The 20,721-nt window shown below is 52.7% G+C and carries 17 protein-coding genes; 12 read left to right on the top strand and 5 right to left on the bottom strand.

The window, feature by feature from the left end; genetic code table 11:
* Nucleotides 1-81: 81 nt before the first annotated feature.
* Nucleotides 82-771 carry a pirin family protein gene (locus HZS79_RS05290; protein WP_179927258.1) on the bottom strand — a complete coding sequence of 230 codons (690 nt, stop codon included), beginning with the start codon at nucleotides 769-771 and terminating at the stop codon, nucleotides 82-84.
* A gap of 174 nt (nucleotides 772-945) precedes the next feature.
* Here HZS79_RS05290 and trhO point away from each other — a divergent pair, with 174 nt between their 5' ends.
* The 4 genes from trhO to ybiO all read left to right on the top strand — a co-directional run bounded on the left by trhO (nucleotide 946) and on the right by ybiO (nucleotide 6,004).
* On the top strand, nucleotides 946-1,905 hold the full coding sequence (gene trhO, locus HZS79_RS05285) for an oxygen-dependent tRNA uridine(34) hydroxylase TrhO (protein WP_162216884.1): 960 nt from the start codon (nucleotides 946-948) through the stop codon (nucleotides 1,903-1,905).
* 179 nt (nucleotides 1,906-2,084) lie between these two features.
* Nucleotides 2,085-2,906, top strand: coding sequence for an IclR family transcriptional regulator domain-containing protein (locus tag HZS79_RS05280; RefSeq protein ID WP_179927257.1), 822 nt, complete (start codon nucleotides 2,085-2,087; stop codon nucleotides 2,904-2,906).
* A gap of 61 nt (nucleotides 2,907-2,967) precedes the next feature.
* Nucleotides 2,968-3,399, top strand: coding sequence for a YqaA family protein (locus tag HZS79_RS05275; RefSeq protein ID WP_179927256.1), 432 nt, complete (start codon nucleotides 2,968-2,970; stop codon nucleotides 3,397-3,399).
* A 220-nt stretch (nucleotides 3,400-3,619) separates the two neighbouring features.
* On the top strand, nucleotides 3,620-6,004 hold the full coding sequence (gene ybiO, locus HZS79_RS05270) for a mechanosensitive channel protein (RefSeq protein WP_179927255.1): 2,385 nt from the start codon (nucleotides 3,620-3,622) through the stop codon (nucleotides 6,002-6,004).
* A gap of 94 nt (nucleotides 6,005-6,098) precedes the next feature.
* Here the strand turns inward: ybiO and HZS79_RS05265 are convergent, their stop codons facing one another.
* Together HZS79_RS05265 and HZS79_RS05260 are read right to left on the bottom strand one after the other, a co-directional pair.
* On the bottom strand, nucleotides 6,099-7,709 hold the full coding sequence (locus tag HZS79_RS05265; protein ID WP_179927254.1) for a BCCT family transporter: 1,611 nt from the start codon (nucleotides 7,707-7,709) through the stop codon (nucleotides 6,099-6,101).
* A 272-nt stretch (nucleotides 7,710-7,981) separates the two neighbouring features.
* Nucleotides 7,982-8,728, bottom strand: a complete 747-nt coding sequence (locus tag HZS79_RS05260) for an SDR family oxidoreductase (protein ID WP_162216889.1) — start codon at nucleotides 8,726-8,728, stop codon at nucleotides 7,982-7,984.
* Between the two features lie 207 nt (nucleotides 8,729-8,935).
* Here HZS79_RS05260 and folK point away from each other — a divergent pair, with 207 nt between their 5' ends.
* Together folK and HZS79_RS05250 are read left to right on the top strand one after the other, a co-directional pair.
* Nucleotides 8,936-9,382 carry a 2-amino-4-hydroxy-6-hydroxymethyldihydropteridine diphosphokinase gene (gene folK, locus HZS79_RS05255; protein ID WP_179927253.1) on the top strand — a complete coding sequence of 149 codons (447 nt, stop codon included), beginning with the start codon at nucleotides 8,936-8,938 and terminating at the stop codon, nucleotides 9,380-9,382.
* 74 nt (nucleotides 9,383-9,456) lie between these two features.
* On the top strand, nucleotides 9,457-10,278 hold the full coding sequence (locus HZS79_RS05250; RefSeq protein WP_162216891.1) for a flagellin N-terminal helical domain-containing protein: 822 nt from the start codon (nucleotides 9,457-9,459) through the stop codon (nucleotides 10,276-10,278).
* Between the two features lie 18 nt (nucleotides 10,279-10,296).
* Here the strand turns inward: HZS79_RS05250 and HZS79_RS05245 are convergent, their stop codons facing one another.
* Nucleotides 10,297-11,850: a BCCT family transporter gene (locus tag HZS79_RS05245; protein ID WP_162216892.1), complete on the bottom strand. Its 1,554-nt coding sequence runs from the start codon at nucleotides 11,848-11,850 to the stop codon at nucleotides 10,297-10,299.
* Nucleotides 11,851-12,197: 347 nt separating this feature from the next.
* A complete protein-coding gene (locus tag HZS79_RS05240) occupies nucleotides 12,198-12,941 on the bottom strand; it encodes a DUF481 domain-containing protein (protein ID WP_179927251.1) in 744 nt (247 codons plus the stop codon).
* Nucleotides 12,942-13,129: 188 nt separating this feature from the next.
* On the opposite strand from HZS79_RS05240, the gene HZS79_RS05235 reads away from it, so the two are divergent.
* From HZS79_RS05235 to urtA, 6 genes are all read left to right on the top strand, one after another.
* Nucleotides 13,130-14,815 (top strand): ATP-binding protein, encoded by a 1,686-nt coding sequence (locus HZS79_RS05235; protein ID WP_179927250.1) that lies wholly within the window; start codon nucleotides 13,130-13,132, stop codon nucleotides 14,813-14,815.
* Between the two features lie 32 nt (nucleotides 14,816-14,847).
* A complete protein-coding gene (locus HZS79_RS05230; RefSeq protein WP_162216895.1) occupies nucleotides 14,848-15,579 on the top strand; it encodes a response regulator in 732 nt (243 codons plus the stop codon).
* A 161-nt stretch (nucleotides 15,580-15,740) separates the two neighbouring features.
* Complete coding sequence (locus HZS79_RS05225) at nucleotides 15,741-16,736, top strand: Bug family tripartite tricarboxylate transporter substrate binding protein (RefSeq protein WP_162216896.1); 996 nt, start codon at nucleotides 15,741-15,743, stop codon at nucleotides 16,734-16,736.
* A gap of 119 nt (nucleotides 16,737-16,855) precedes the next feature.
* Nucleotides 16,856-17,335 carry a tripartite tricarboxylate transporter TctB family protein gene (locus HZS79_RS05220; RefSeq protein ID WP_162216897.1) on the top strand — a complete coding sequence of 160 codons (480 nt, stop codon included), beginning with the start codon at nucleotides 16,856-16,858 and terminating at the stop codon, nucleotides 17,333-17,335.
* A gap of 48 nt (nucleotides 17,336-17,383) precedes the next feature.
* Complete coding sequence (locus HZS79_RS05215) at nucleotides 17,384-18,871, top strand: tripartite tricarboxylate transporter permease (protein WP_162216898.1); 1,488 nt, start codon at nucleotides 17,384-17,386, stop codon at nucleotides 18,869-18,871.
* A 382-nt stretch (nucleotides 18,872-19,253) separates the two neighbouring features.
* A complete protein-coding gene (gene urtA, locus HZS79_RS05210; RefSeq protein ID WP_179927249.1) occupies nucleotides 19,254-20,606 on the top strand; it encodes an urea ABC transporter substrate-binding protein in 1,353 nt (450 codons plus the stop codon).
* The last annotated feature ends 115 nt before the right edge of the window (nucleotides 20,607-20,721 follow it).

The raw sequence follows: 20,721 nt of genomic DNA, 5'->3' as shown, positions 1-20,721 counted from the left end.
CAGTGTAACCATCTAAAACGGCCCCTCTTTCGGGGCCGTTTTAGGTTTCCAGGTTTCTAGAGTTGAGCGGTTGGGACTGGTCTAGGCTAAATCGAACAGCAGCACCTCAGCCGCTTGGCCTCCGGCTACGCTGAACGATTCACCTGGTTGAAATGCGGCAGCATCTCCAGCACTAAGGGGGGCACCGTTAACGTCGATCGTGCCTTTCACCACATGCAGCCAAGCATAGCGTGAAGGCGGTGCAGCCGCCTGTTCGCCAGCGTCGAACAAGCCAGCGTAAAGATTCACGTCCTGGTTAACGCTCACCGACCCTTCGCGACCATCTTGAGACGCGACTAGGCGCCACTGGCCTTGGCGTTCAGCGGCAGGAAAGGCTTTCTGCTCATAGCTAGGGGCAATGCCACGCTTGGCCGGCTCAATCCAAATTTGCAGGAAGTGCAGCCCGTGCTCTTTAGAGTGGTTAAACTCGCTATGTAGTACGCCAGTGCCTGCAGACATACGCTGCACATCGCCTGGGCGCATGACTTCACCGTTACCCATATTGTCGCGATGCTCCATTTCCCCTTCCAGTACATAGGAGATAATCTCCATATCCCGATGGGGATGAGCGCCAAAGCCATTGCCAGGGGTTACCCGGTCTTCATTAATTACCCGCAGCGATCGGAATCCCATATGGTTAGGATCCACATAGTTGGCGAACGAAAAGGTGTGGAAAGAACGCAGCCAGCCGTGGTCGGCGTAGCCTCGCTCGTTAGAACGGCGGATGTGCATAGCGTGCTCCAAAAACATCATTAAGAATAATGTTCAATATACGCCCGCTCGCCTGAGCCGTGGGGTGAAGCTTTTTAGACGGTCAGATCGAATAAATCGACGATTAATTTGCTAGACTATGCGCGTTTATTTACCCGGTCCGCCCTTTGCGAGGGCGACTACCAGGAGAATTCCATGACGGAAACCACCCAAACACCGCCGATTGTGGTCGCGGCGCTATATAAATTTGTCACGCTGAACGACTTTGAAGCGCTGAGAGAGCCACTGCGCCAGACGATGATCGATAACGGCGTCAAAGGCACGCTGCTGCTCGCCAAAGAAGGTATTAACGGCACCGTGGCGGGCACTCGCGAAGGCATTGATGGCCTGTTGGCTTGGCTGACCGCCGACCCCCGCTTAAGCGATATCGACCATAAAGAGTCCTACTGCGATGAAACGCCGTTCTATCGCACTAAGGTGAAACTGAAAAAAGAGATCGTCACCTTAGGCGTGCCGGATATTGATCCCAACGATACCGTCGGAACCTACGTGGAGCCGGAAGATTGGAACGATGTGATCTCTGACCCAGAAGTGCTGGTCATTGACACCCGTAACGATTACGAAGTGGCGATTGGTAGCTTTGAGCGGGCGATTGACCCGAAAACGACCACCTTCCGTGAGTTTCCTGAGTACGTGCGCGAGCACTACAACCCGGAAAAACACAAGAAAGTCGCCATGTTCTGTACCGGCGGTATCCGCTGTGAAAAGGCTTCCAGCTTTATGCTGAAAGAGGGCTTTGAAGAGGTTTATCACCTAAAAGGTGGCGTGCTGAACTACCTTGAAAAAGTGCCGGAAGAGCAGTCTTTATGGCGCGGTGAGTGTTTCGTGTTTGATAACCGCGTCACCGTGCGTCACGACCTAAGCGAAGGCGAGCATGAACAGTGCCACGCCTGCCGGATGCCGATCTCAATTGCTGATATGCAGTCGCCGGCTTACGAGCCGGGCATCAGCTGCCCCCACTGCATTGACTCACTCCCCGAGAAAACCCGCGCTGCCGCCCGCGAGCGCCAACGCCAAATCGAGCTGGCCAAGGCCCGTGGCGAACCCCATCCGCTTGGTTATAACCATCGCAAAGACGTGCGCGCAAAAGCGTAAATAGCGTGGCTTTCTGCATGGCAGGAGGCCGCTTTGGTCGAGCCCAGCTAATACTGGCCTATCCACAGGCGCGCTACCATTGGTGGAATTTGTTTCCGTAAACGCGACAGCGGCCACGTTGGCGCGTTATCCTCACCCACTTTATGCCTTCAGGAGAGGCGTCTTCAGGAGAGAGCAAGGTGAGTGAAGCAAAGCGCAGGTCAGTTGGGCGTCCGGCGGGGACCACCAAAGCGAGTGGTGGGCATAGCCAATCGTTGGTGCGTGGCCTCACGATGCTTGAGTATTTGTCAGCGAGCCCGCTAGGGTTGGCCCTATCAGAGCTAGCGGAAATGGCCGATCTCGCACCTTCTACAACCCATCGCTTGCTACAGGCACTGCAAAGCCAGGGATTCGTGACTCAAGAGAGCGATCAAGGGCTCTGGCGTATTGATGTAAAAACCTTTCGCATCGGTAACAGTTTTCTGGAAGCACGTGATGTCGTTGCAAAAAGTCGCCCCTTTCTACGCCGCCTAACGGCAGAAACGGGGGAGACCGCCAATCTCGGCATTCGCGATGGTGCAACAGCGGTATTTCTTGCCCAGCATGAGTCGCCGCAGATGATGCGAATGATTACCCGCTTAGGCTCGCGGGCGCCGCTGCATGCTTCAGGGGTGGGTAAAGCCTTGCTGGCTTGGATGAGCGAAGATGAGCGTAGCGAGCTACTGAAAGGGTACGACCTTGCCCGGGTGACTGAAAACACCCTGCATCAACCAGATGCGCTATTGGCCGAAATGGCCACTATACGTGCCCAAGGCTTTGCCTGCGACCGTGAGGAACACGCGGTGGGCTTACACTGCGTTGCCGCCTGTATCCATGATGAGCATGGCACGCCGCTGGCAGCGATTTCGGTGTCCGGGCCAATGGCTCGTATCCCTGAAGAGCGCTTGTTGGCGCTGGGGGCGCTTGTGCGTACCGTTGCCGATGAGATCACCTTACAGCTTGGCGGCCATCTGCCTCGGTGAGTGAGGTTTTGTTGATGGGTGCTTCAGCGAATCGTTTCAGCTAGCCAAGGCGACAGCGACGATGTTCAGTTTATTCTGGGTGGCGCTGGCCAGTGCCACGCTCTTGCCTGGTGGTTCTGAAGTTTGGCTAGCGAGGCTTTGGTGTCTCGGCGAGCCACCAGTCGCCCTATGGTTTGTGGCGACGGCTGGTAATACGTTAGGCAGCATGGTTAACGTTGTGATGGGGCGTTATGCTCGCCAGTTCCAAGATCGTCGTTGGTTCCCTGCGTCACCTGCTGGCTTAGCGCGGGCAGAGCGTTGGTACCACCGTTTTGGTGAATTCAGTCTGCTGATTTCCTGGGCGCCTGTGATTGGCGACCCCCTTACCGTGCTGGCGGGTGTGTTCCGGTTACCCTGGTGGCGAGCGCTATTATGGATTGTGGTTGCTAAAGGCGCGAGATACGCGTTAGTACTCGCCCTAGCTCACTATTGGCTAGCGCCTCTTTGTGGTTAGTACAGGGCATGGGGCGTAGCCTAAATGTATCGGTTATTCAACATCGCTTGCGTTGATCAAAATCGGCGGAGAGCGCGCTTGTCTTAAGCCACCTATTAATTCTCATGTTACCCTGATAATTCTTTTATAGGCTTGCATCGCCAACGTGTGCGCTAAAATAGGGTTATTGACAGCAAGTGACTAAAGTGAATAAAACACTCATCCAAAGGGAGATTTAGGTGTGACGCCATTACGTTTATTCCCCTGGCTAGGCGTCTGGATACTGATGCTATTTGCCTTTCTAGCAACACCTGCGCTGGCGCAAACTACGCCAAGCACTGACGATAGCGTTGCCGCTGAAGAGCAGCCTTCTTATGCGGCACTTGCTGACTTGCTTGAGGATGAGCAGGGGCGCCAGGAGTTGATTGAGCTGCTGCGAAATCAGGCATCAGGGTTGCCTGAAGTGTTGGCAGTGGAGCTCTCTCCTGAAGCAGCCGCTCAAGGTAGCAGTATGGCACCTGAGGATGTCTCGCTGCCTCGCCAGCTTGCAGAGCTAACCAGTCGTATTGTTAGTGATATTGGTGGGCAGTTTGAGCAAACTATTACCATTATTGGCAATCTGTTTACTGGCCAAGGTGCCGGTACGTTTGATTCGGAAGCCTTTTTTAGTGCGGCGTTTAACCTGGGTATCGTGATTGTTGCAACGTTTGCAATATTTATGATGTTCCGCCGCGTTGCTAAGCCACTATTTACTAAAATTAGTGGTTGGTCGCTGCATGGCAGTGGACTGACACCTGTACTGCGCTTGGTGCTATGCGTTGCGCTTGCGGCTGTTGTGGATGTATTACTGGTCGCTTTAGCGTATGTGGGTGGTAACTTACTGGCGGCATTTGCCGTTGGGGAAACAGGCGAGCTTTCTACCCGTGCATCGCTATTTTTAAATGCCTTCCTGGTGATTGAGTTGCTCAAAGCCGCCATGCGGATGCTGTTCTCCTCACGCTATGAAGGGCTGCGGCTGTTACCTATTTCAGCCCGCGAGGCATCTTATTGGAACCGCTGGATAGCGCGGCTGATTGGTATGGTAGGTTACGGGCTACTGGTGGTGGTACCGTTGGTTAACTTCTACTTGGCTGTCGCTTTGGGCCAAGCAGTGGGCACATTAATTATGGTGATGGCATTTATCTATGCTGTCGCGGTGGTACTCAAAAATCGTACTCGCTTGCGAGACAACATCGATAAAATGGCTGGGCGTGCGACGATGACCGCCAGTCGGGTATCGCTGCATCTGTTTGCTCGCACTTGGCACCTGTTTGCGCTGACCTATTTCCTAGTCGTGCTGGTATTGACGCTGACTCGTTCTGAGGACGCGCTACCGTTTGTGCTGTTTGCTACACTGAAAACCTTGGCTGCTGTCGTTATAGGGCTACTAGTGTCGATGTTCCTGACACAAACGATTGGCCGTCGTATCCAGCTTTCCGATGATTTGCGTCGCAAACTACCGCTGCTGGAAGTGCGCTTAAACAGCTACGTGCCCAATGCGCTGCGTGTACTGCGTACTGTGCTGTTAGTGGCGGTCATTATGGTCGTGCTGGATGCCTGGGGAGTGTTTAATTTAGCGGCTTGGTACGCCTCGGACCGTGGCGCTAATCTGGTTGGTAACCTAGTCGGCGTGGCGGTCATTTTGCTAGTGGCCTTTGGGGTCTGGCTGGGGCTGGCGAGTCTTATTGAGCACAAACTTAACCCAGAGACAGGGCATGGCGAGCCGTCTGCGCGTGCAAAAACACTGCTGAGTTTGTTCCGTAACGCCTTGGCCATTGCCATGGTGACGATTACCGGCATGATTGTGTTGTCGGAAATCGGCATTAATATCGGGCCGCTGATTGCCGGTGCCGGTGTTCTCGGTTTAGCGATTGGTTTTGGTGCCCAAAAACTGGTGCAAGATGTGATTACCGGCATCTTTATTCAGGTAGAAAACGCCATGAATACCGGCGATGTGGTGACCGTTGGCGGCGTAACGGGGACAGCCGAGCGGCTGAGTATTCGTTCGGTAGGTATTCGTGATCTGTCAGGCACTTACCACATCGTGCCCTTCTCCAGTGTTGATACCGTTTCAAACTACATGCGTGAGTACGGCAACCATGTGGGTGAATACGGCATTGGCTATAACGAAAGCATTGATGAGGCTATCGAGCAGTTACAGCTGGCATTTGAAGATCTGAAAGCCAGTGAAGAGCATAGCCATAAGTTGTTGGCTGACCTGACGGTTGCCGGCGTCACCGCGCTTGCCGACAGCTCTGTCAATATTCGTGTGGTGATCAAGACAACGCCGGGCGATCAGTGGGGCGTTGGCCGTGCCTACAACCGACTAGTGAAGTTGCGTTTTGATGCAGCCGGTATCGAGATACCGTTCCCACACACCACGCTCTATTTCGGTGAAACCAAAGGTGGCAAAACGCCTCCCGCCAATGTGCGTGTGTTGGAGTCCACCGCAGAGCGCAAAAAAGTTGAAACGTCGCCGGTTCGTCAAGAAAATGAACGACCATCGGGTCAAGCCGCTCAGGAGTCTCAGGCAACCAACGAGCCTGACCACCTAAAGCCAGACCATAGTGATGTTGACGATCTGTAAGTAGTGCTCACCGAGACGACAAAGCCGCCCAAAAGGGCGGCTTTGTTGTTGGTACATCATATGTGGTCAGTATTAGTTAGAGCACTCACAACATTTACAAATTATCTAAGTCGGGAGCCTGTAGCGGCCGCACAATCTTAATTTTTTCTGTCAGCAGCGCTTTCATCAGTGAAAATACCATGGCAAATACCATGATGAAGATGGGGAGGCCGATCACGGTAATTACCTGCTGTAGTGCCACTAGCCCGGCATCACCCGCCAGGACGATCAGCATAGCGGCAACAGCACCCTCGGAGACGCCCCAGAATATCCGTTGATGGATAGGGCCAGGCTCAGTATCACCGGTACACAGCAGGTCGATGACCAGCGAAGCCGAGTCCGAGGAAGTCGCAAAGAAAATGGCCACAATCACCACAGCAAGTCCTTGAATCAACGTCGCAGCGGGGAAGTGCTCGAAGAACGCGAACATTGCTAATGGCACGCTCTCCATAACGGCGGCCGTCATCATGCCAGCTTGATCGCCCAACTGTTCACGAGCGGCAGCGCCGATGCCGTCGATTTCCATAGCTGACCAGCCAAAGATGGCAAACCACACCAGCGTGAATACCGAAGGTGCAAATAGAACGCCAAGGACAAACTCACGAATGGTACGACCCTTGGAAATACGTGCGACAAACAGGCCGATAAAGGGAGACCAAGTCACTGTCCAGGCCCAGTAAAAGACGGTCCAGTTGCCTTGCCAGCCCCAGCTGCCTTCTTCACGGGTATATTGCGCGAGAGTATCGTTCCAGAAAGATAGGGGCACAATATTAGATACGTAGATACCTAGCGTTTCAATAATGCCGCGTAACAGAAAGACGGTAGAACCTGTAAACAGTACGAACAGCATCAACCCTACTGCCAAACCAATATTGAGATTGGAAAGCATTTTCACGCCTTTATCCAATCCGCCGGCGATGGACGCCACCGCGACTGCGGTCAACACGGTAATGATGAGCACCTTACTGGTCACGCTGTCGGCAATGCCAAATAGCTCGCTTAAGCCTGCATTAATCTGAGAAGTACCCAGTCCGATGGAAACGGCCACGCCAAACAGCGTGCCAAGCACCGCAAAGATATCAATGGTTTTACCGATAGGGCCGTAGATGCGCTCATGGAGAAGCGGATAGAACACCGAGCTGACACGCACCGGCAGGTCATAGCGGTAAATAAAGTAAGCAAACGCTAACCCTGGCAGCGTAAAAATGGTCCAGGTATGTAAGCCCAAGTGGTACAGCGAAAAACCCATGGCTTCACGAGCGGCTTCCACCGTGTGTGGTTCAATATCCCCATGGGGAGGGTTGGCAAAGTGGAATACTGGCTCGGCTACCCCCCAAAACATCAATACTGTGCCAATACCACCGGCAAACAGCATGGTGAACCAGGAAATATTGCCGTAGGCAGGTCGGTCATCTTCTTTGCCTAGGCGGATATTTCCGTAGCGGCTCAATGCCACCCAAAGCAGAAAAACCAGCCAGAAGCTAACGCCGAAGATAAAGAACCAGCCCAGATTAGTGACTACCCAGCTGCGGCCTGTGGCAAAAACGTTTCCGATAGCCTCGGGTGCAATGATTAGCGCCATCAGAAATAGCAGCATCAATCCTGCAGAGACAAAGAAAATGGTGGGGTCTGTGCGCAGCCCCAGCCGTTGTGCGAGTTTTTCCATAAAGAATTCCTGTTTATTGTTGGAATAGTCGACTCGAAGGGTTGTATGCCAGCTGAAAACAGACGACTTTTAGGAGTCTACCGACAATCCTTCTGCGCATGGAAGAAGGGAAATGTGGCCTTTAGTTAAATCGTCCAGCGCTTACCAGTGACCCATAAAAGAACTGCCGGATGCCTTTAACAGGCACCGGCAGAGAGCAATCGATAAGGGGGGCGTTCTGTCGTTCGGATAGTTGTTTAGATGGAATGGAATAGTTTAGGTGGAATAATTGCTTAGTTGGAATAGTTCTCTGAGTGACGCCCTTCAAGATTGATCGATTCGCCACCGTCGACGAATAGAATTTGCCCAGCAACGAAGTCATTATCCATTAGGTAGTGCAAGGCTTGTACAAGGTGGGTTGGGCTGCCCTGGTGCTGAACGGGGATACCTTCAATACGCCATTGAATATAGTCGCTGGTACGTTGAGACGCGGGCAGTACCACACCAGGAGCGATGCCATTAATGCGCAGGCGCGGCGCAAACTCCAGTGCCGCCATGCGTGTCATATCGGCAAGGCTCTTTTTGGACAATAAATACGCCGCATAGGGGTATTGGTGGTAAGCCACTTTATTGTCAATGATGTTGATGACCTGTCCGTTCTCGACGGCGTCTGCAAAGTGCCGAGTCAGCAGCAATGGCGTAAACATATTGACCCTAAACTGCGTTTCCAGCATGGCCATGTCGGTATCTGCAATGGGGGCAGGTTCATAGGCAGATGCGCTATTAAGCAGCACATTTAGACTCGGGAACTGCTGTTTGGCAGCGACCACAAGCTCTTCAAGAGAATCGTTCAAAAAATTACAGGGCAGTATTTCGCAGCGCCGACCTTTGGCTTGAATCGTCTTGGCGACGTCTTCAGCTTCAGTGCGTGAGCTGTTCACGTGTAAGGCAATATCATAGCCCTTATCCGCCAGGGCTTCGGCGAAAAAGCGCCCCAAGCGCGTCGCGCCACCAGTTACGAGTGCAGCAGGTGTGCTCATCTAGGGTTCCCCATAATGGTTTAACGGTTCATCGTATTAAGCTAAGCGTTAAGCATGACTTTCTGCGTGAGCGTAGCGTTTGTCAATAACTTGTACAGAGCTTGCACAAATTAGCAGGCCAGCTAATCTTATAGACATATACATAATTCGATCATCGCTCTTGGGTTATGCCTCCATGACGAGGGCCTTTAAGATTAGGAAGTAGCTATGCAACACATGTTGTTACAAACGACCCCTGGTGCGGCCCACCATGAGTGCCTAATCTCTTTGGGCACCAATATTGAGCCAGAACACCACTTTGTTGAAGCGTTGACCATTTTGCGCAGCGAATGTGAGCTCATAGCGAGTTCAGAGGCGATTCGCACAGCCCCGGTGGGTTACCAACACCAGCCCGACTTCCTAAATGCAGCGCTACTCGTGCGAACACCCCTGGTTTACGACGCCTTCCGCGCTTACTTAAAAGACGTAGAAAATCGTCTTGGGCGTGTACGTGGCCCCATTAAATCAGGGCCGAGAACCATGGATTTAGATATCGTGGCGTGGGATGGGGAAATCATCGATGAAGGATACTATCAGCATAGCTATGTGCGTCGTCCAGTCGATGAGGTGCTGACGGCCAGTTGCCGCACGCTTAAGCAACGAGAGCATTCATGATTTTGGCGTGATGGCCGATAGTAGGTCTATAGCCTCCATAATGTGGGCAGGCTAACCTTCCTCGGAGGCGCACGTTGTTAAGCCTAAATACGAACCTGATGTCTCTCATCGCGCAGAACAATTTGCGCGGCAGTCAGCAAGCCATGCAGACGGCGATGGAACGGCTGTCCTCTGGGTTGCGCATTAATAGCGCTAAAGATGACCCGGCAGGGCAAGCGATCGCTAATCGTATGGGGGCTCAAATTCGGGGTATGAGCCAAGCTATCCGTAATACCCACGATGGTATTTCCATGGTGCAAACAGCGGAGGGCTCGCTCGACCAAATTAACGATAACTTGCAGCGTATTCGTGAACTGAGTGTGCAGGCGGCTAACGGCACTAACTCTTCTGATGATCTGGTCTCAATCCAAGATGAAATTGGTCAGCGCCTAGAAGAGATTGATCGCATTGCCGGGCAGAGCAACTTCAACGGCATCGGGTTGTTTGATAGCACCAAGGTGGTAAATATTCAGGTAGGTGCTAACGATGGCGACAGCATTGCCGTTCGCTTCGAAGGCATGAATAGGCAGGCATTAGGGCTGGAAAGCTATAGTGTTTTAGATGATGGCAGCGCAACGGATAACCCGCTAAAGGCGATGGATGACGCTATCAAACGAGTGGATCGCCAGCGGAGCTATTTAGGCGCAGTGCAAAATCGCTTCGAAAGTGTGATTGATGGCCTCAATACCAACATTATCAACACGTCTGCTGCTCAGTCGCGTATCCAAGACGCTGATTATGCCCGTGAAGTTTCCAATCTAATTCGCGCGCAAATTCTACAGCAGGCCGGTATCGCTATTTTGGCTCAGGCCAACCAGCAGCCGCAGATGATTCTGCGCCTACTGGAAGGTCTATAACATAAGGACTATCAACCGTTACTCGATAATGCCTTGCTCGCGCGCCATGGCGTAGGCTGCTTGAGGACCGTTCCATAGCGATGGAAGCAAAATCAGTGAAACAGGAATCGCAGTAATCACGATAAACTGCTGTAATGCGCCAATCTGCCCAGCGCCCATATGCAACAGCACCGCCGCCATTAGCGCCATGGCAATTCCCCAAAAGGCTCGCACGTAGGGGCTTGGGTCATCATGGCCAGCTCCCACTACTGCAATGGCATAACTCATCGAATCACCTGTGGTGGCCACAAAAATCGTAGTTAGTAACAAAATTGCCAGCGCCATCCAGGTGCCGCCGGGTAGTGCTTGGGCCACGGTGAGTGTCGCCACATCAAACTGGAAGTTATTCAGCGCCTCAGTCAGGTCGATCACGCCTGTGAGCTGGTAGTAAATGCCCGAACCGCCAAGTAGGGTAAACCATATGGTGGTAGCAATGGGGGCGAGTACCGCCACGGCAAGAATCATCTCGCGAATACTACGCCCACGTGAAATACGCGCCACGAAAATCGCCATCAGCGGTGCATAACCAATAAACCAAGCAAAGAAAAAGACCGTCCACCACTGCATCCACCAGTCGGGGGCAGTGTCGGCAGTCATGGTAGCCATGGTGAAGAACTCACTCATATAAGCACCCATGCTCGATACATAGGTGTTGACCAAAAATAGCGTGGGGCCAAACACAATAATTACCGCACCAATAGCCAGTGCCAGCAGTACGTTAAAGCGACTAAGCAGTTGAATGCCTTTATGAATACCGCTCATGGAGGAGAGCACGTAAATGCAGCCGAGTACCGCTAGGATAATGAGTTGGCCAGGGTAACCTTCGGGGAGGCCGAACAGCTCATGTAAGCCAAAGCTGACCTGTGTGGCCAGAAACCCAATGGGGCCAACCGTACCTGCTACCAGCGCAATCACGCAGCAGGCATCTACCAAGCCACCAAGTGGGCCGCGCATGAGGCGCTCGCCAAAAACAGGGTAAAGCAGCGTGCGCGGCTTTAATGGTTGACCTTTTACGTAGTGCGCATGGGCGAGCACTACTGCGGTTAGCGAGCCAAGTACTGCCCAGGCTAAAAAGCCCCAGTGCATAAATGACTGCGCCATTGCTCCAGCGACTGCGTCGGCAGTGCCTGCTTCAGAGTCAAATGCTGGTGGTGTCACTACAAAGTGATATATCGGCTCGCCGGCGGCAAAGAACACACCGCCACCCGCAAGCAGGGTACACAGAATAATCGACAGCCACTTAAACGTGCTCATTTCTGGTGCATCAAGGTTGCCGATTTTGGCCTTCGATGCAGGGGAAACGGCTACGCCTATGGCAATGAAAAAAGTTAATAAAAGCAGCAGCTGAAAATAGCTGCCAAGCACCAGTGCCGTCCACGCAAAACCAGCGCTAATCGAATTAGCGACTAAATCAATGTCGTAAAAGGAGAGTGCAAGAAAGGCCACAATGAAGCCAATACTGAGTAGCAGCACGATGGGGTCGCCAAGGGAAAACCGCGAAGGACCCTCGCTATTTGGGGCAGGTTGGTTCATTACGAACACCTATGTTTGATGTAATGAGAGGTCGAGAAGCAGAGCATTGAGCTTAGAAAAACCAGGCGTAGGTAGGCTTAATACCTAGATATGCTTGATTTTTAAAGCAAAAAAAAGCGCCATTCATTGAATGGCGCGAGGACAGGAAACTGAGAGCATTATATCGTGAATATAGACGAAGGTCTAATGATAAGGGAGAAAAATGCATAAAAATGGTGCGCCAAGGTGTGGGTGTGCACCATGATGGACATAATCGTGACAGCAGTGATTGCTTGGAAAATTAGCTAACTATCTGATAGTGATTGTAAATAAGTTCTAGTGCTGATGGCAAAGTAAGCAATGACGCTTCACCAGCGATACAGCAGCGAGGCGCTGGTGGTGGAATCCGTGCGTTCGCTGGCATCTTCAGGTGGCTGGGAGTTGTGCTTAATCTCATGGGATAAACGTAGCGAAAGACGTGAATTAAGCCGTGCCGTTAACGCTGTTAGTGAACGTGACGTAGTGTTTTCATGGGTATATTCCACCGATACTTCCTGGGCAATATCCGCATAATTAGAAATCCCAAATCGATAGTCGAGCGCCGTGTAGGCGACAGCGAGCCGCTCGTTCTCATCATCACGCAGCCGGTCATGACGATAACCAGGCCCCGCTTCCAAGGAAAGGTAGTGGCGCCCATCCAACAATTGCCGGCCATAACCACCTACGACTGAAAGCTGCTGGTCGTAGCCGGCAAACCGATCCTTCTCCCAACGGGCAAAGCCAAATAAATAGTGTGGGCCGTTAAAATCATAGCGCTCGCGTCCTGCGAATAAGTACTGCTCGGCACTTGTCTTGCCATCCTTGCTGACGTTTCGCACTTCACCGCGTAAGGAGTGGGTAAAGTCGCCAGTGAGCCATGTTAAGCGGGTTTTGCCGATCAATGTTTGACTATTGGTATTGCCCGAGAGGTGGGTAAAGCCAAGTTCAGCATCACCGCTAAAAATAGGCGTGTCTTCTTGTGGTGGGGGTGGCGCGTAAAACGGGCTAGCGGCAGCAGTAGCTGCCCATAACAGGCAGCTAGCTAGCACGGTATTTCTTAAAAGGCTTAGCACGGAACTCCTCCTTGAGTGTAGAGCGGTGCGAGCGATTGAACAGGGGTGCGCATATTGAGTGATGTGAGTGTATAAGTCGACGCGAAATAAGAGGTTGCTATATAAGCAAAATTACAATGAAGTGTAACGACTAACGTCGTTTGGCGCTGCATGCCATAATGACGCTGTCGCGCATTGTGAGTTCCGCTATGACTGCTCCCCGCCCCCGTATGCTAGTTGAATTACAGCGCTGGCGTCGCCCTCGTGCTAAGCGCCGTTGGTATAAGCGTAGCTTCCGGTTGCAGGTTATGCTGCTAGTGGGCTTGCTGTTGGCGGGTATGTTGCTTGCCCAAGGCACTTATTTAAATCACCGCAAAGCGGAAATCATTACCTACCAAATGGGCGAGCGAGCGCTGGCTGTTGCCAAAACCGTGGCTGGCATGCCGCAAATTGTTAATGCGTTTTCGACACCTGATCCCTCATTGATTATTCAGCCCCTTGCTGAACGTGTGCGCCAAGAAACCGGTGCTCGCTATGTAGTGGTGGGCAATGCGCAGTCGATTCGCTACTCGCACCCTGTGCCCGAACGTATCGGCTTGCCGATGGTGGGGGGAGATAACGACCAAGCGTTGATTTATGGTCAGTCCTATGTGTCAGAGGCGACCGGCAGTTTGGGCACGGCCATGCGCGGTAAAGCGCCTATTTGGGACGAAGAGGGCAATATCATTGGTGTGGTGTCGGTGGGCTTCATGCTTGAACGGGTGGATATCGATGTCGCTCGTCACACCAATATCGGATGGGCTCTGATAGTACTGATGATTGTATTGGGATTTGCAGGGGCCTACTGGTTATCACAGCACCTTAAAAAAATTATCCTCGGCTTAGAGCCTCATGAAATTGCCCGTTTAGCGATGGAAAAAGAGGCCATCTTGCAATCGATCCATGAAGGCATTTTAGCGGTTAACCGCGACGGACAGATTACCTTGGTCAATCAGCAGGCGCGGCGCTTTTTAGGGTTGCCCGATGAGCAAGTATTATTAGGCCAGCCGATTCGAGAGGTGGTGCCCAACTCAAGGCTATTAGAGGTGTTAAAGCACGGCGAGCAGGAGTTTGATCAGGAAATGTGGCTAGGAGATCACCCAGTGGTGGCCAATCGCGTGCCTATTCTGCATGAGGGCGAGATTGAAGGTGCTGTGTCGACGTTTCGTAGTCGCCGTGAAATTATTGATCTTTCACAGGCATTGACTCAGGCCAGTCGGGATGTCGATATGCTGCGTGCCCAGGCGCATGAATTTTCCAACAAACTCTATACCATTTCCGGCCTGTTGCAGCTTAATCGGATCGACGAGGCGTTAGCGCTTATCCACCAGGAAACCGAGCGAGCCCAAGCGCAAATGAGTTTTTTGATGCGCCATGTGGCGGATGCGGTGTTAAGCGGTACGCTACTGGGTAAGCTTACCCGTGCCCGTGAGCTGGGCGTTACACTGGAAATTGATGAGCAAAGCTCGCTTTCCTGTGCGCTGACGGTCACCGGGCAGGAAGTAATGATGAGTGTGGTTGGCAACTTATTAGATAATGCCTGTCATGCAGCCCTCAATGGCCCAAACAGCGATGCACCAAACGTGCGACTGTTTTTCACCGACTTGGGAGAGCAGTTGCTCATTGAGGTAGAGGACAATGGTGCAGGTGTGCCCAGTGAGCACGCGGAGTCAATCTTTCAAGAAGGTTTTTCTACTAAAACTGGCAAACATCGTGGCATTGGTTTAGCGCTCGTCGCGCGGCTTTGTCGTCAACATGGCGGGGCGGTGACGCTAGAAGAGAGCGAATTAGGCGGTGCGTGTTTCATTGCCGTGCTGGACCGTTCTCTTTGTGCTCAAACGGACACTATTTCTTAATCATAATAATGACGCCAGCAAGAGGAATCACTATGTCTGCGACGCAATACGGTATTTTGGTCGTCGAAGACGACTTTCGCATTGCAGATATCCACAAAGCCTTTATTGAGCAGAGCGAAGGGTTTTATGTGGTGGGTATGGCACGCAATGGTAGCGAAGCCAAAGCACTGATGGCTCAGCATGCTGAGGCTATCCAATTGATCTTATTAGATGCTTACTTGCCTGACGTGGAAGGCCTGGAGCTGTTATGGACCATTCGCCGCGACTATGTGCATGTGGATATCGTCATGGTAACCGCCGCCCGTGAAGTAGAAACAATCAGTGAAGCGTTACGCGGTGGTGTCTTTGATTATCTGATTAAACCCATTGAAGCGGCGCGCATGAGCCAAATGCTGACTCGCTTTCGTCGCGAGCGAGAAGCACTGGCCAATCGGGCTGAAATGAATCAAGACGAGCTGGATCATGTGCTGGCTCGCCTTCAGCCGGGGGAGCCCCAGCGGCTTGCCACACGCGCATTGCCCAAGGGTATCGACCGCTTAACGCTGCGCCGAGTTATCGATTCGCTAGCCGCCGAGCAAGAGTCGCAGACGGCGATGCAAGTAGCGAAAGCGATGGGAGCCAGCCGCTCAACCGCGCGACGTTATTTGGAGTTTTTGGTGGCTGAACAGGCCGTTAGTGCAGCGCTTGGTTATGGCGATGTCGGACGTCCTGAACGGCGCTATCGGTTACTTGAAACAGCGCAAGGGTGGCTAGAAGCACTATGACGTGATGGGCAGTGAACAGAATGAACAAAACGCACACAACGCACATTTTGTTATTTATGGTCACAAACTTGTCTCAGAGAGAGACACTCTTCTAATGTTTAAAGCGTAACCACCATATAACAACGCGATTATAACAACACAAACTAATGTGGAGAACGCCCATGACCACGCTTTCACTGAAGCGCTTTGCCGTGCTTGCCCTACCGATGGCTGCTCTCGCCATGACAACCTCTGCTCACGCCGATGAGTGGACGCCTAGCCGCTCAGTCGAGTTCGTTGCACCCGCTAACCCAGGTGGCGGTTGGGATACCTTGGTACGTACGGTGTCTCGCGTGTTACAAGAAGAGCAGCTTGCCGAGCGTAATTTTGCTGCCATTAACGTTCCTGGCGGCGGTGGTGCTGTCGCATGGGCACAAATAGCCCGTGATAGCGGCAATCCTCATAAACTGTTCGCAACCAGTCCGCCGATTATTCTGGTGCCACTGGCTGGCGCATCGCGCCATGATCACACCGACTTTACCCCGATTGCCCGACTCATTACGGATTACTCGATCATTTTGGTGGAGGCTGATTCCGAGTATCAAACCATCAACGACTTGTTTGATGCGCTGAAAGAGAACAACAGCCTCAGTATCGGTGGCGGTAGTGCACCAGGCTCCATGGACCATATCTCGGTGGCGGGCTTGGCTTCAGCTGCGGGCCTGGATGCCTCTTCGGTGAATTATATTCCCTTCTCGGGTGGTGGCGACGCCATGACCAATCTGATGGGTGGTCATGTTGAGGCGGTCATTACTGGTGCAGGCGAGGCGGTAGGTCAGTTAGGTGAGGGCAGTCAGCTACGTGCGCTAGGCGTCTCTTCTCCTGAACGCTTAGGTGGTGGCTTAGCCGATGTGGCCACTTATCAAGAGCAAGGCGTGGACTACACCTTTGATATCTGGCGCGGCGTGATGGGCGCTCCTGATATGCCGGAAGAAGCGGTTGCCTATTACGAAACCCTGTTTACTGAGATGTTAGAGACTGACGGTTGGCAGCAGGCGCGTGATCAGCTGGGTTGGCTGGATGCTTACCAGGATAGCGAAACCTTCGGCGCTTTCTTGGATGAGCAAAAAGAGCAATTTAGCAGCGTGCTAAGCGACCTGGGTCTATTGCGCCAGTAACCTGCCGCGTTAGCTGATACCCCATGAAGTCTCTCGGCGGCGGCCTGTCGCCGGGATCTTACGTCTGATACCGCGAGGACCTGAGCTTAATCGCGACAGCTCCTTCGGGGAGATTTCACATGACTCGTTTCAATACCAACCAATGGCTGGCGCTTGTATTAGCGCTGGTGGCTGCCGCCTATCTGGCAATGGCGTGGCAAATTCCTAACTTTCCGCTGCCGCGGCCAGTCGACTCTGACTTGTTTCCCAAAGTGCTGGGTATCTCTCTGCTGCTACTTGCGGTGTGCTTGTTCTTTGAAAAACCGAGTGCTGTTGCCGGTGCCGACGAAGTGGATGAAAGCAGTCACGGCCCGTTGCTACTAACGCCTTGGGCAAGGGTAGTGGTGACGGCTATTGCCGTTGCAGCTTACGCATTATTGTTGGTACCGCTTGGGTTTGTGCTGGCGTCGACACTGTTATGTTTCGGTTTGACTGCCTATTACGGCTACCGTCGCCACGGGGTTAGCTTGGCAACATCGCTGGGGATAGTGTTGGCCCTATACATCACCATGACGCGGGTAATGGATGTTTATCTACCCACCGGTGTGCTGCCGTTTTAATGACGGCGAAATAACGCACGGTTAGCGGTTTTATTGAGAGATACGCCCATGGATGCCTTTAACAATTTGATGTATGGCTTTGGCATTGCGCTAGAGCCAATGAATATCGCTTACGTATTTGCTGGTGTATTTGCCGGCACAATTATCGGCATGCTGCCCGGCCTTGGGCCGATCAGCGCACTGGCATTAATGATCCCGATTACCTTTGCCATGGAGCCCTCTTCAGGGCTGATTTTGATGGCTGGGGTGTATTACGGTGCCATCTTTGGTGGTTCTACTTCTTCTATCCTGCTCAATGCTCCGGGCGTTGCAGGAACGGTGGCCACCTCGTTTGATGGTTACCCTCTGGCCAAACAAGGCTTGGCAGGTAAAGCGCTGGCGATTGCCGCTTACTCCTCCTTTGTTGGCGGCACTATTTCGATTGTTTTCTTGATGTTGGTAGCACCGCTGCTGTCTAAGGTCGCGGTGAGCTTTGGCCCTGCTGAATACTTTGCACTGATGGTGCTGGGGTTGACGGCCGTGGTATCGCTTTCCGATAAATCACTGGTAAAAGGTCTGATTGCGGCGGTGATTGGGGTGATGATTTCGATCATCGGCATTGACCTACAAACCGGAACCGAGCGCTTTACCTTTGGTTCTGCCCACTTGCTTGACGGTATCGACTTCCTGGTAGTGGCGCTGGGTATTTTCGCCTTGGCAGAAGTATTTTATATGTTGCTGCGTGGTGGTGGCGGTAAAGAAGCGCCGCGTAATGCGATTGGTTCGTTAAAATTGAGCCGAAGTGAAGTAAAGCAGATAGCAGGCCCTGTTAGCCGTAGCTCGGTATTGGGTTTCTTCACTGGTGTGTTGCCAGGGGCGGGCGCGACGATTGGCTCATTTCTTGGCTATAGCATGGAAAAACGCATTGCCAAAGACGGCGATACTTTTGGTAAAGGCAACATCAAGGGCGTAGCCGCGCCGGAAGCGGCAAATAATGCGGCGTGTACCGGCTCGTTTGTACCGCTTTTAACCTTAGGTGTGCCGGGGTCTGGCACAACGGCCGTCCTGCTGGGGGCGCTGCTGGTAATGGGGGTCACACCTGGCCCGATGATGCTGGAACAGCGCCCAGATGTGTTCTGGGGGGTTATCGCCAGTATGTATATCGGCAATATTTTCTTGCTGGTGCTTAACTTGCCGCTGATTCCTCTGATCGCCAAGATTCTTGACCTGCCCAGGCCGCTTCTGCTGTCGCTGATTCTTATCTTCTGTATGGTCGGCGTGTACGGCATGAGCTTCAGTATATTTGACCTGCTGCTGCTGCTTGGTTTTGGCCTGCTGGGGCTGGGGATGCGTTTATTCGGTTTCCCTGCTGCACCGCTGATTCTGGCGCTGATTTTAGGCAACATTATGGAAGAGTCCATGCGCCGTGCGTTGCAGATCTCGGGAGGCGACTGGATGACGTTCATTGATAAACCTATTTCGCTGTCGCTGCTGCTGATCGCGCTGCTATCGCTTGCGTTACCGTTACTAAAAAAGCGTCGCAAAAAAGTGATGTAGCCAGTGCTGAGCGACGGCTAACGAGCCCTCCTGCGATTAAAAGCGCCCTAGTTACCTAGGGCGCTTTTTTATCGGTAGCTCACCGGGCACCTTGTTGGTGCGGGGTATCGTCGTGGTGCATGGACGGTGTGCATTTTTCAGAAGCTAGCGCGCCACGATAGTGCGAAGCGTGCTAGAGCCGCCGTTATATTCAACGCTAACTGATTGATTTAATTTTTTTTAAAGTTGTTGGTTTTGAAGTGGCGCAAACCTTGCAGATCATTATTGCTAGTGGATGCGACAGGTCTATCAATCCCCGCGATCGCCTTGTGCGATGGGAAGATGACTTGGCCGCGACGCTCATATAACGAGCCCTTCTTATAAGGGGCGCAAGGAGGTTCAAGTGACCACACTGAAGCGCAAGACACACCCGCGTACTGTTGGCCGTTTCGCTACTGCTTTAATCGCCGCCGCCGTCATGGGGGCCAGTGCTCAAGCAGTTGCCCAAGATGACGACCCGATTAAGGTCGGCATCCTGCATTCACTCTCTGGCACCATGGCCATTAGTGAAACCGTCCTTAAAGACACCGTTGAAATGTTGATCGAACAGCAAAATGAAGCCGGTGGCCTGTTGGGTCGTCAGCTTGAAGCTGTTGTGGTCGACCCTGCTTCTAACTGGCCACTGTTTGCGGAACGCGCTCGGGAACTGCTGGCACAGCATGAAGTAGACGTGGTGTTTGGTAATTGGACCTCCGTATCTCGCAAAGCCGTATTGCCTGTCTTCGAAGAGTTGAACGGCCTGCTGTTCTACCCAGTGCAGTATGAAGGCGAAGAGTCATCTGAAAACGTCTTTTACACCGGCGCAGCACCCAACCAGCAGGCGATCCCTGCGGTTGAGTATCTAATTAATGAAGTCGGCATTGAACGCTTTGCGCTTGTCGGCACCGACTATGTTTATCCGCGCACCACCAACCGCATCTTGGAAGCATTCCTCAAGGATGAGCACGGCATTGCGGAAGAAGACATCATGGTCAACTACACGCCGTTCGGTCATTCAGATTGGCAGAATATCGTGTCAGAAATACGTCGCTTTGGTGAAGAGGGGAAACCCACGGCGGTGATCTCAACAATTAACGGCGACGCCAACGTGCCGTTTTACACCGAGCTTTCTAACCAAGGCATCGACGCTGCCGATATCCCGGTCATCGCCTTCTCAGTGGGCGAGCAGGAGCTCACCGGTATTGATACGGGGCCGCTGGTTGGCCACTTGGCAGCCTGGAACTACTTCATGAGCGTCGATACTGACGACAACTACGACTTCATCGATGCCTGGATCGACTACACCGGTGACGAAGATGCCGTGACCAACGACCCTATGGAAGCGCACTACATTGGCTTCAATATGTGGGCCGAAGCGGTGCGCAAAGCGGGCACCACAGACGTTGATGCGGTGAAAGACGCCATTATCGGCGTGACGGTGCCGAACCTCACCGGCGGCTATGCGGCGATGATGCCCAACCATCACATTACCAAGCCGGTACTGATTGGTGAAATTCAGGACAACGGCCAGTTCGATATCGTCTGGCAAACGCCGTCTACTGTGGCGGGCGATGCATGGTCTGACTACCTGCCAGGATCGCGTGACCTGATTGCTGACTGGCGTGCACCGATGCGCTGCGGCAACTTCAACGTTGTGAACGGCTCGTGTGGTGGTAGCACCGCCGCAGAAGAAGCCGAAGCGGCTCTTGCTGAGTAACTAAAGCGATATATAGCAGGGAAATGACCGCAGTTAACGCCGTGGTGTCAGGACAGGTTGAAGCGAGGGGCTTTCGCCATGGCTGGAAAATGTTCCGGACCGTTCCAGCATTTCC

Origin of the sequence: Vreelandella zhaodongensis, from assembly GCF_013415115.1 — a bacterium.
Classification (GTDB): domain Bacteria; phylum Pseudomonadota; class Gammaproteobacteria; order Pseudomonadales; family Halomonadaceae; genus Vreelandella; species Vreelandella zhaodongensis.
The sequence above is the reverse complement of the archived record's forward strand: the minus strand, read 5'-3'. Positions and strand labels throughout refer to the sequence as shown.

Coding starts and splice junctions, on each gene's coding strand:
- HZS79_RS05290 (WP_179927258.1), bottom strand. CDS start 771: ATGCACATCCGCCGTTCTAACGAGCGAGGCTACGCCGACCACGGCTGG.
- trhO (WP_162216884.1), top strand. CDS start 946: ATGACGGAAACCACCCAAACACCGCCGATTGTGGTCGCGGCGCTATAT.
- HZS79_RS05275 (WP_179927256.1), top strand. CDS start 2,968: ATGTTCAGTTTATTCTGGGTGGCGCTGGCCAGTGCCACGCTCTTGCCT.
- HZS79_RS05265 (WP_179927254.1), bottom strand. CDS start 7,709: ATGGAAAAACTCGCACAACGGCTGGGGCTGCGCACAGACCCCACCATT.
- HZS79_RS05260 (WP_162216889.1), bottom strand. CDS start 8,728: ATGAGCACACCTGCTGCACTCGTAACTGGTGGCGCGACGCGCTTGGGG.
- folK (WP_179927253.1), top strand. CDS start 8,936: ATGCAACACATGTTGTTACAAACGACCCCTGGTGCGGCCCACCATGAG.
- HZS79_RS05245 (WP_162216892.1), bottom strand. CDS start 11,850: ATGAACCAACCTGCCCCAAATAGCGAGGGTCCTTCGCGGTTTTCCCTT.
- HZS79_RS05235 (WP_179927250.1), top strand. CDS start 13,130: ATGACTGCTCCCCGCCCCCGTATGCTAGTTGAATTACAGCGCTGGCGT.
- HZS79_RS05230 (WP_162216895.1), top strand. CDS start 14,848: ATGTCTGCGACGCAATACGGTATTTTGGTCGTCGAAGACGACTTTCGC.
- HZS79_RS05225 (WP_162216896.1), top strand. CDS start 15,741: ATGACCACGCTTTCACTGAAGCGCTTTGCCGTGCTTGCCCTACCGATG.
- HZS79_RS05220 (WP_162216897.1), top strand. CDS start 16,856: ATGACTCGTTTCAATACCAACCAATGGCTGGCGCTTGTATTAGCGCTG.
- HZS79_RS05215 (WP_162216898.1), top strand. CDS start 17,384: ATGGATGCCTTTAACAATTTGATGTATGGCTTTGGCATTGCGCTAGAG.